Annotated in this window: 4 protein-coding genes; 3 read left to right on the top strand and 1 reads right to left on the bottom strand. The window is 60.8% G+C overall.

Annotation, left to right across the window (positions count from 1 at the left end):
• The first annotated feature begins 121 nt into the window (after positions 1–121).
• Positions 122–1,102 (top strand): transcriptional regulator ArgR, encoded by a 981-nt coding sequence (gene argR, locus OK411_RS21280; protein ID WP_024014018.1) that lies wholly within the window; start codon positions 122–124, stop codon positions 1,100–1,102.
• Positions 1,103–1,115: 13 nt separating this feature from the next.
• On the opposite strand, the gene OK411_RS21275 is transcribed toward argR, so the two are convergent.
• A complete protein-coding gene (locus OK411_RS21275; protein ID WP_264365647.1) occupies positions 1,116–8,879 on the bottom strand; it encodes a dermonecrotic toxin domain-containing protein in 7,764 nt (2,587 codons plus the stop codon).
• Positions 8,880–9,183: 304 nt separating this feature from the next.
• On the opposite strand from OK411_RS21275, the gene OK411_RS21270 reads away from it, so the two are divergent.
• Positions 9,184–10,404, top strand: coding sequence for an aspartate aminotransferase family protein (locus tag OK411_RS21270; protein ID WP_016773586.1), 1,221 nt, complete (start codon positions 9,184–9,186; stop codon positions 10,402–10,404).
• 246 nt (positions 10,405–10,650) lie between these two features.
• A complete protein-coding gene (aruF, locus tag OK411_RS21265; protein ID WP_024014015.1) occupies positions 10,651–11,670 on the top strand; it encodes an arginine/ornithine succinyltransferase subunit alpha in 1,020 nt (339 codons plus the stop codon).
• Positions 11,671–11,714 lie beyond the last annotated feature (44 nt).

The following is an 11,714-nucleotide window of genomic DNA, read 5'->3' as shown; positions in this document are numbered from 1 at the left end:
GCCTTCGCGAGCAGGCTCGCTCCCACATTCTGATCTTCACCGGTTTCAGGATTTGTGTTCATTTCCGGGCTAGCATTGGCCCATGCCTTCATCACCGTTGTTCGTTTCGGATTGCCCGCCCATGACTGCCCATCGAATTGGTTTCCTGATTTGGCCCAGCACTAAAGCGTTGACGCTGGCGCTGGCGGAGGAGGCCTTGCGTGTTGCGCAGCGGGTGCACCCGGACGTGGTTTACGAACTGTCGTTCTTGCAGGCCGAGCCGCAGAGCGAAGGGGCCTGGCAATTGCCCGGCGAACCCTGGGCCGGCAAGCTTGAGAATTTCCAGAAACTGTTCCTGCTCGCTGACGAGCCGCCGACCACCCTGGCGCCGGCGCTGAGCAGTGCGCTCAAGCAACTGGTGCGTGCCGGTTGCGTGATCGGTGGTCTGTCGGCCGGTGTCTATCCGCTGGCCCAGCTCGGTTTGCTCGACGGTTATCGCGCCGCCGTGCACTGGCGCTGGCAGGACGATTTCGCTGAGCGCTTCCCGAAAGTCATCGCCACTAGCCATCTGTTCGACTGGGACCGCGACCGCCTGACCGCCTGCGGTGGCATGTCGGTGCTCGACCTGTTGCTGGCGGTGCTGGCCCGCGATCACGGTGCGGAACTGGCCGGTGCGGTGTCGGAAGAACTGGTGGTCGAGCGCATCCGCGAGGGCGGTGAGCGTCAGCGCATTCCGTTGCAGAATCGCCTCGGCTCCAGCCATCCGAAGCTCACCCAGGCGGTGTTGCTGATGGAAGCCAACATCGAAGAGCCGCTGACTACCGACGAAATCGCCCAGCATGTGTGCGTATCCCGTCGGCAGTTGGAGCGCATCTTCAAGCAATACCTCAACCGCGTGCCGAGCCAGTACTACCTGGAACTGCGCCTGAACAAGGCCCGGCAGATGTTGATGCAGACCAGCAAGTCGATCATCCAGATCGGCCTGTCCTGTGGCTTCTCCTCGGGGCCGCACTTCTCCAGCGCCTATCGCAATTTCTTCGGTGCCACGCCGCGGGAAGATCGCAACCAGCGACGCAGCAGCAGCCCGTTCGAATTGTCGTCAGTGCCGCCGGAGCGTGGCTGAGCGCGGGCCGAGTTCAATCGGTGTCGATGCTGCTGGAAAAATCATGGAAGTCCTCAAACGACTGATACACGGTGGCGTTGCTCGCCTGTCGCTCCGCCAGGCGCAGTTGATACGCCGCCTCATAACGCTGCAGGCGCTGCTGGCTTTCTGCGGTCAGCGGGTTGTCGCCGAAGGCATATTCGGTCAGCACCTCGCCGGGCTGTAAAGGAAACCCGACCGGCAACTCGGTAATCGCGTTCCCGGACAAGTCCGCGTACATCAATCGAGGCAGTTCGAGCAGACCGTCAGGCACCTTGCTCAAGGCGCAATTGCCCAGACGCACATCGGTCATCTGCGGGAAATGACTCAGATCCGGAGCCATGTTGAGCGGATTGTCGCTCAGGTCCACGGATCTCAGGTTTCTCAGCATTCTGAAGGCTTCTGCGGTCTGCGCAGTCAGCGTGATTTCACAGCCAGGCAGATACAGGCTGTGCAATCTGTCCATTCCGAAGATTCTGGGGGGAACCTCGCGCAACGGATATTTGCGGATGGTGATGCTTTTGAGTTTGGGAAAAAGCGCCAACAATTGATCGACCCTGGGCGGCGCGGACGCTCCGCTTGTCAGTCGCAACTCTTCGATATGGTCGAAGCTTGCGGCCAGCGCCGGCAGCTCGCCGGTGAACGAAATGTCGCAGGTAACTCTTGGGTCCATGATGTACGTGGGCGCCCGGCGCAGGTCGGTTTCCAGATCTCGCCTGAAATGTTGGCGATTGCGTGTTTCCCTGGCTGCCGCGTCGTTCGCCAGTGGCATCTGCGTGCCAGGATCGTTGGGGATCTCGTTTGCCCAGCGATCCAGGCGTTCGAGCAGGCTGGTGAGGCCGGTTTTGCGGCGCATCAGCTCAAGACGTCCATCGGCCAGCGTACCCGCCAGCTTGTAGACCAGATCGTTGGCATCGAAGCCGGACAGCGACGGGTAAAGGCTTTGCGCCAGATCGATGTCGTCCTGTTGGACCCAGACACCGAAATTGTCGGCTTTGGCCTGGAAAGCGGCTTTGACACGTTCTCTGGAAGCAACCGACAACGGGTTGGCGCCCAGTTCAACGCCGCGACCGGAATAACGCGTCAGCTCCGTCGGCACTTCGATGATGTTGTTGTCGCTCAGCAACGCAACTTCCAGCTGCGGCAGCTGTTCCAGGCCGGCAGGGACGCTATCGATTCCGGTGCTGGTCAGATCGATGAACGTCAGGTTCTGCAGTGCCGACACATCGGGCGTGATCTGCAGCGGATTGCTATACAAGTCCAGAGATTTCAAGCGGGTCAGCGTGGACAAGACCGCTTGTCCTTCAGGATCCAGTGTGATCTGGCACTTGCTCAGCATCAACGTTTCCAGCGACGGCAGGCTTTGCAGCGCTTGCGGCATCTGGCCCAGGGAAAAATCCTGCAATTCCAGGCCCTGCAATCCGCTGAAGCTGGTGAGAAAGCCGTCGGAAACCTTCAGTGCCGGATTGCCCTGCAGACTGAGATGGGAGATGTGACTGAAGTCGGCAGCCAATTGCGGTAACTCACCGGTAAATGCCGCATTGGCATTGAAGGTGTTGAACCGTAGTGCTGAATTGTCGGTGCGCCTGCCGCGCCACAGTTGTTCGAGGCTTTCGCTGAATTTTTGTCTCTCGGTCAGTTCTGCGGCTTTTTCCTGCGCAGTCCATGGCCGTTCTGTCGATGGATTGTTGACTGGCAGACGCTCACGCCATGCGTTGAGATCGCCAATCATGCGGGCGATTTCGCTCTCCCACCTGATCAGTTGCGCCGTGCCGGTCTGTAATGTCCCGGGCAGGCGATAAATCATGTTGATCGCAGCGTTTTCCCCAAGTCGCGGGAACAGTCTCTGCGCCATGGCAATGTCAGCCGATGGCGGCTTGATCCGGAAGTTGCGCCCGTGTGCCGCGTAGTAGAACTTGACGCGCTCGCGGGCATTTATCGACAGAGGGTTGTCGTTCAGATAGATGCCGTCGGCCTTATCGGGCTTCAGGCTGAAGATAGCGTCCGGCAGCTCGGTAATCTGGTTGTTGGCAAGCGAGAGCTCTCGCAGCAGCGGATGCTCGGCGATGCCCTTCGGCACGCTGGTCAGATCGGTATGGCCAAGTAAAAAGTTGGTGACCTTGGGCAGGGTGGTCAGATCGGGCGCGTTTGACAGTGGGTTGTGGCTCAGATCGAGCAGCCGCAACTCGGGCAGGGTGCCGAGTAGTTGCTGCCCGGCAGGTGACAGTGTCAGCGCGCAGTCATTCAGTTTGAGCTCTTTGAGATACTGCAGGCGGCCGACGAATGAGGGTATGTCATAGAGCGTGAAGGCTTTCAATTTCAGCGTCTGAAGATTCGGGAACAAGGCAGCGAACGGCTCCAGTCCGGCGGTCGTCACGTTGCCGGTGAGCTTGAGGCTGGTCACGTGATCGAAGTTGACACTCAGGCGCGGCATTTCGCCGAGAAACTTCAGGTCTGCCGCAAACAATGCGCTGCGCTTGCCGCTTCCCATCGATCTTTCGCTCCAGAAATCCTCCAGCAATTGCTTGAAGTCCGAGCGTGCGGATCGTTGCGCCAGATGCTCGCTTACGCTCAAGGCCTGGCCTGTGACCGGGTGCGCGGACGGAATTGCCGAGGCCCAGCGGGTCAGGTCATCGCGCATCTGTTGCTGCTCCGCTTTCCAGCCAAGGAGCTGTTTGCGGCTGTCGCCCAGATTGCCGGGCAAGTCGTAGATCATCTCGCTGGCCTCCTGCTTGTTCAAACCGGGAAACAGCTGCCGGGCGAGGCTGACATCCTGCTCAGGCGCCAGGACGTCAAAGTCGTTTCGATGGATGCGGAAGTAGTTTTTGATCTGATCGCGCGTTGCTGCCGATAGCGGATTGTCGGCAAGGTCAATGCCGTCACTGCGCTCGGCGGGGAGGTCGAACAGCGCCTCCGGCAATTGCGTGATGCGGTTGCCCGAGAGGGCTGCGATTCGTAACCCCGGATGGCTGCTCAGTCCTTCGGGAACGACGGTCAACCCGCAGTTGGACAGGTCGAGATGGAACAATTCCGGCAACAGGTTCAGGTCGGGGAACGTTCCCAGCGGATTGTTGCTCAGGTCCAGCGTATCCAGGGCGGTGAGTGACAGCAGCGCAGCCTGGTTTTCCGGGGTCATGACCACGCCACAATTCTTCAGCTCCAGATCGGTCAGCCGAGGCAGTTTTGCTTCGCCAAGCGCCAGCGGTTCCAGTTCGAAGCCGCTCATTTTCAGCTTGGCAAGGTTGGGCAAGCACTCCACGAAGCGCAGGGCGGCGGTGATATTGGCGTTGCCAACGAGGTTCAACCGGGTAACGCGCTCCAGACCGGTGCTGAGTATCGGCATATCGCCACTGAAGGCCGCCGTTGCCCTGAGTTCTTCAAGGCGCGGGTACGTGGGCGGGCTGCGCCAGAATTGTTCGATCTGTTGCGCAAAGTCTCGCCTGGCATCCAGTTCGCGGGTCTGCGTCTCGAGCGGCAGACGTTCTCCCGATTCGGCGGTAGTCACGGCGGCCTGGTTGATCCATTGGCTGAGTTCGAGATTCAGAACGCCGAGCTCATTTTCCCAGCGTGACAACTGTGCTCCGCACTCGGCCAATGGCCCGGGCAATCGGTACAAAACCCGTGTCGCGCCTTCGGTGTCAAGGGAAGGGAACAAGGCGATGGTGCGCTGCAGATCCTCCTGCACAGGCCGGACCCCGAAGTGCTTGCCGGTGTGCTCGTAAAACACTTTGACCCGTTCGCGAGAGGCCGCGGTCAACGGGTTGTCTGCAAAGGTGTAACCGTCGCTGAGGGAGCTGGCCAGGTTGAAGAACTTTTCCGGTATCCGCGTGATGCGGTTGCGATCGAATTGCGCCGAGATCAATCGCGGATGATCCAGCAGATCGTCGGGCACGGTATGAATGCCGGTGTCCGACAGATTGACGTAGCGCAACGAAGGCATCGCGTGCAGGTCCGGCGGCAAGCCCAGCGCATTGCCTTGCAGATCGAGCAGGGTAAGTTGTGGCAAGGAAGCCAGCACCGACTCTGTGACCGTTGTCAGGCTCACTCGGCAATCGCGTAAACGCAGTTCGCGCAGCGAGGGCATTGAAGTCAGTGCTTGCGGCAGGCTGGGCAGATTGAGGTTGCGCGCATCAATATTCTGCAACTGACTGAAGGACTGCAGAAAGCTGTCGACAGATGTGGTCATCGGGCTGCCATCAATGGCGAGCGAGGTGATATGGCTGAAGTCCGCTGACAACACCGGCAAGTCGCCCATCACCGCCGGTGTAAGGCGCAACGCGTATCCGGCGGCGAAGCCCTGTTGATTGATACCCGTGACGTGCTCCCGCCTCCAGGCTTTGAGCAATTGCTCCCTGAGCAGCCTGCGATTCTGGAATTCGGCGCGCTTCTCCAGCGGCGTCAGCGCCGTGCCGGTTTCCGGGTGTACGGCGGGCGGATTGTTGGCCCAGACATGCAGCTCGTTCTGTAATTGCAAGTAGTCATTTTGCAAGCGAAGCATCTCTGCGCGCGGGCCTGCGGGACTCCTGCGCATGCTTTCGGCGAGAAAGCGCATCTCATGATTCGACATGCGTGGATAGAGCACGCGGATGTCTTCTTCGAGGGTGTGTGGCTGGTAAGCGGGACGCGGCGGACGCGGAGCATGGGCGTAACCATCGGTCCCCAGCAGGCGCAGGGTGTCGACAGTCGGCGCTCGGGACGGCGTATCGGCAATCATTTCACGCCACTCGTGGCGCTCGAGCGTACGTTCGCGAATGGCCGCCTTCAGCGCCTGACTCTGACCGATGCGCAGGTCCAGGCTCTGGCGCTCGCTGTCGGGCAATGCGTACAACAGGCTGGAATAGAAATCAGTGAATGAGTGCAGCTGCTGCCCACGATCGTCATAAGGTTGATATTGGCCATCGTCGCGGCGAACCAGCACCTTGTATTCGGGCGCATCGTCACGGCCGATGGTGTCCAGTAATGCGCCCTCGTAGCGCCCGTCACGGATTTCGATGCGTACATCACCACTCCAGCCCGGCAACAATTTGAGGCTGTGCAGCGCCAGAGAGTCAGAGTCGGGGTTGCTCACCGAGGCCAGCTCAAGGCCCTCATATGCGCGGGCAACGCGCACCTCGTCACTGGCCATCTGCATGAGCGTCTGTTGGCGCGGGGGCAACTGTCCTTCGCTGATTTGCAACAGTTCGCTGCCGGTCGCGGTATCGAGCAGTTCGCGGGTAATGCTGGCCGGCAATTGCGGAGGGTGGGTCTTGAGTCGTGCCGCCAGCGGGTCGTCGAGGTGCTGGAGGGCTTGATAACGCGACTCGAACAGCGCGCTTGTGTTGCGTCTGGCGAGGTCCGCCACTTGCTTGCGCAGGTTCTGGCTGCGGACCTCGATGGACGGCGTCGGTCCGGCGAAGGGCTCGTCCAGCAAGGCTTTGATCTGCGTCTCGTCGAGGGTTTGGAGCAGGGTTTTGAGCACGTCGCCACCGATCAGTTCGCCCTGGCGCAGTTCGGTCACGGGCAGGGTTGTGTCGGCAGACGATTGCCACAGTTGCTCGCCTTGGCGATCGAGCAGACGCAGGCATTTGTCGCTTGGCCAGCGACCGTATTCGCTGAGCACCTGCAGCTGCATGGTCGGGTCGGCGAGCGAAAAAACTTCAGCGTCATCGCTGTCGAGCTGGTCGATGAAACGTTGCAACTGCTGATCAAGCTTGAAGCGCTGAATGCTGTCGGCCAGCAGCGGCGGGACCTTTTCCTGCTCGACATGCATTTTGCGCAACGCGTCTTCGCTGGTTCCGCTGATCTGCAGGACGGTTTCGCGCTCGCTCGCGGACAAGCTTTCGACCGCAGGGCCGATACGGCGCAGCGCGGTTGCGCCATCCCATTCCAGCGGTTGCTCGAGTTCAGTGTGCCAGGCGCCTTCGCCGTTGTGGCGCAGCACCGGCTGGTATGCGTCGGGGCGACTCGGATGTTCGATGCGGTACTGCCCCGGCACCTGACTTTCCCTGACTGCAAAATGTGCGTCCTCCAGGGGCAGCAGGCGCTTGTCTTCATGGGTATGCAGACCCAGCGCATCGGGTTGCGAATCGGCAGTCGGGCGCTGCGGATGTTTGTAGCGTTCGAGATCCGGTTGCCAATAGCGGGTGTCACCATTGGCCAGTTGTACCGGTTTGAAGCGGTCGATGAACGCCACGATTTCCTTGGGCAATACCTTGCGAAACTCGGCCGCGCCAATCGCACCGCCGACGGCGAACATGCCCAACTGGATCATTGATTCCACGGTGCCCATCAAGTGTTCGACCGCTTCGGTCGTGCGTCCCTGCGCCCACTCGACAATGCCTTCGAATACTTCATCGAGCATCTGATAGGCCATGTACGCCATCATCGCTTCACCGAGCACCGGCACGAACGGCGCGACGATCATCGCCGCGATCTGGGCGATGGAAGAGAGGATGTTGACCAGCGAATCCCAGAATGCCCAGCGCGCCCTTTGATCAACCAGGGCAGTCGGTACGGCAATGGTTCGGGCGTCATTGAAAATCTTGTTCAGCTTCGCCTGGTACAGGTGTTGCCAGACATCGTCGTAAAACGGCGTCAGCGCAGTCTGCAGATCGGGCCGCTCCACCGGGGCTTCGCGCCACGCCGGCAGCGGGTCGCCGGGTTCGTGCGGATGCCAGCGGATTTCACTCAGCCGGCTTTTGAGAGTGCTGAAGAAGAAACCGCGCTGGTCGTGGTTGACGAAGCGGCTGAAGAATTGCTGATAGTCCCTGGAGCGCAACTGGCGCGTCAGTTCCACGACCATTTCCAATGGCGAGGCGTACTCCTTGAACGGATGTTCGGGGTCATCCGGGACGTAGGCGACGACGCGCGCTGCGTTGCGTGTCATGTACAGGTCCGGGGCGAATACCACGATGCCGGTCAGCGGTGCGCAAAGCATCGTCATGTCATGACACAGCAGCGGGGCGCCATGCACATGCAGGCCTTTCACGCCGTCGAGCATGGCCTCGATCGTGCGTAACGCGTTTTCCGAGACATCGCGGTTCATCCGCGCCCATTGCAGGGCAGCCTTCATCGCGGCCTTCTGGCTGGCGTCGATTTTGCCGCGCAAGACCGACGCGACCATCGGATCGGAATAGCCCAGATTGTCTTCCAGACTGGCTTTGTATTGGGCGCCGATATCCAGTCGACGGCACAGTTTTGTGAAAGCGGAAATGCTCAGTTTCGCCTTGATCTCGGGCAGGGTTTCAAACTGCCCTGTGGCCGAGGGGGCGCTGGTGAATGTCGACTCGGCTTCGAAGGCGTTGTCTTCGGTTTCCCTGTCTTCGAAGTTATGCAGCGCAGCCTCGAGCAGTGACACGGACCAGGCTCGGGCGCCGGTGCGAATCGGAAACCACGGGGTGGTGGCGGGAATGTACAGGCGCACGTAGGTGTTTCTGACATCCAGCTCCAGATCGAAGCAGCTTTTCAGCTCGGCCTTGAGCAGGGGCTCGGCGAAGGCCGCAGCGTCCTGCAAGTGCTCCAGGCTTTTATCGACCCGGCTCTGGGCGCTGATATGCGCCGCCCCAAGGCTTTTCATCAGCGCATGCTGTTCGGCTGGCGCGTTCTTGAGCGCGGCCGACTGCTGCGGGAGGCTGCTTTTCAGTGCTTCTCGCCGAGTGGCTGAGGTGTCGCCCAGCCAGGCGGGAATCGCGTTTTTCAGTGGTTGATAATGCTCGTCCGCATGGTGCGCGTCAGTTGCGTCATCCGGGATTGCCGATGGGGGTGCTTCAGACAAATGCATGGCCATTCCTTGGCGTTGGGAAGAACCCTCAGCAAATCAGCAGCAAGCGCCCCCCGTGCGGTAGATATTTATGTCTCTGCCGTGGGGGCTGACTTGGTATCCTGCGCGGCCTGCCGCAAATCGGCCGCGCCCGGTAAACTGCGCCTTTGCGACGCTATATGTCGCATTGCCGTAAACCCGGGAAAATCCGGGGTTTGCGCTATAAGAAGTTGTCGCTTGGCGACAAGGCCGGGCACCCAACTGTCCTTACAATCCCCTCATCGCTCGCCAGTTCCAGGCGGGTGTTCCTCTTCAGGAGACTCCGATGTCCGTTGAGCACGCTGCGGTACAACGCGCCGATTTCGACCAGGTAATGGTTCCCAACTACGCGCCTGCCGCTTTCATTCCGGTGCGTGGCGCCGGTTCCCGGGTCTGGGATCAGGCCGGCCGCGAGCTGATCGACTTCGCCGGCGGGATTGCCGTCAACGTCCTGGGCCACGCGCATCCGGCGCTGGTCGGTGCCTTGACCGAACAGGCGAACAAGCTGTGGCACGTGTCCAACGTGTTCACCAACGAACCGGCCCTGCGTCTGGCGCACAAGCTGATCGACGCCACGTTTGCCGAGCGCGTGTTCTTCTGCAACTCCGGCGCCGAAGCCAACGAGGCCGCATTCAAGCTGGCCCGTCGCGTCGCATTCGACCGTTTCGGCACCGAGAAATACGAAATCATCGCCGCGCTGAACAGCTTCCACGGCCGTACCCTGTTCACCGTCAACGTCGGTGGCCAGTCGAAGTACTCCGACGGTTTCGGCCCGAAAATCACTGGCATCACCCACGTTCCCTACAACGATCTGGCCGCGCTGAAAGCCGCGGTGTCCGAGAAGACCTGCGCGGTCGTGCTCGAGCCGATCCAGGGCGAAGGCGGCGTGCTGCCGGCCGAGCTGGCTTATCTGCAAGGTGCCCGCGAACTGTGCGACGCGAACAACGCGCTGCTGGTGTTCGATGAAGTGCAGACCGGCATGGGCCGCAGCGGCAAGCTGTTCGCCTACCAGCATTACGGCGTGACCCCGGACATCCTCACCAGCGCCAAGAGCCTGGGCGGCGGTTTCCCGATCGCGGCAATGATGACCACCGAAGCGCTGGCCAAACATCTGGTCGTCGGCACCCACGGCACCACTTACGGCGGCAACCCGCTGGCCTGCGCCGTTGCCGAAGCGGTGATCGACGTGGTCAACACCCCTGAAGTGTTGAATGGCGTGAACGCCAAGCACGACAAGTTCAAGACCCGCCTGCAACAGATCGGCGAGAAATACGGCCTGTTCACTCAGGTACGCGGTCTCGGTCTGCTGATCGGTTGCGTGCTGAGCGAAGCGTGGAAAGGCAAGGCCAAGGACATCTTCAACGCCGCCGAACAGGAAGGCCTGATGATTCTCCAGGCTGGCCCGGACGTGATCCGTTTCGCCCCGAGTCTGGTGGTGGAAGACGCCGATATCGACGCCGGTCTCGACCGCTTCGAACGTGCCGCAGCGAAGTTGACGCAAGCCTGATGGACATTTCGGCGCCTGAAGTTTTTCCGGCGCCGAACCAATTTTTGATACCGGGCACATTCACCTGTTGGATTGAACCTGTGGTGAGGGGATTTATCCCCGATGGGCTGCGCAGCGGCCCTGGATTTTTGGGGGTGCTTCGCCCCCCAGCGGGGATAAATCCCCTCGCCACAAGTCCCATTCCTGCATCGATCTTTATGTGGGCCCGGTTTTTTCTGTGAATATTGAAGAGAAAGGAGTGACACCATGCTGGTGATGCGCCCCGCGCAAATGGCTGATCTGGGCGAGGTACAGCGTCTGGCTGCGGACAGCCCGATTGGTGTCACTTCCTTGCCGGATGACGTGGAACGTCTGAGCGACAAGATCGCCGCGAGCGAAGCCTCGTTCGCCGCCGAAGTGAGCTTCAACGGTGAAGAGAGTTACTTCTTTGTCCTCGAAGACTCGAGCACCGGCAAACTGGTCGGCTGCTCGGCCATCGTCGCTTCCGCCGGTTATTCGGAGCCGTTCTACAGCTTCCGCAACGAGACTTTCGTCCACGCCTCCCGCGAGCTGAAGATCCACAACAAGATCCACGTGCTCTCGCAGTGCCACGACCTGACCGGCAACAGCCTGCTGACCAGTTTCTACGTGCAGCGCGAGCTGGTCGGATCGCCGTGGGCCGAGCTCAATTCCCGTGGCCGCCTGTTGTTCGTCGCCAGCCACCCGGAGCGTTTTGCCGATTCGGTGGTGACCGAGATCGTCGGTTACAGCGACGAGAATGGCGATTCGCCGTTCTGGGATGCGATCGGGCGTAACTTCTTCGACCTCAACTACGCCGAGGCCGAGCGCCTGTGCGGGCTGAAAAGCCGCACCTTCCTTGCCGAGCTGATGCCGCATTACCCGATCTACGTGCCGCTGCTGCCGGATTCCGCCCAAGAGGCGATGGGCCAGGTGCACCCGCGTGCGCAGATCACTTTCGACATCCTGATGCGCGAAGGCTTCGAGACTGATCACTACATCGACATCTTCGACGGCGGCCCGACCCTGCATGCGCGGGTTTCCGGGATCCGTTCGATCGCCCAGAGCCGCGTGGTGCCGGTGAAGATCGGCGAGCCGGTCAAAGGCGCCGGACGCCAGTACCTGGTGGCTAACGCACAGTTGCAGGATTACCGCGCGGTGTTGCTGGAGCTGGATTACGCGCCGGGCAAACCGGTGACGCTGGATATGGAAGCAGCCGAAGCCCTGGGCGTCGGTGAAGGTGCCAGCGTGCGCCTGGTGGCGGTTTAACGCCTTAGCGAGTTTCACGGGTGGCGCGAGCGGCCCGTTTGAGG

The organism is Pseudomonas sp. RG1, assembly GCF_025910115.1.
GTDB classification, from domain to species: Bacteria; Pseudomonadota; Gammaproteobacteria; order Pseudomonadales; family Pseudomonadaceae; genus Aquipseudomonas; species Aquipseudomonas atacamensis.
The sequence above is the reverse complement of the archived record's forward strand: the minus strand, read 5'-3'. Positions and strand labels throughout refer to the sequence as shown.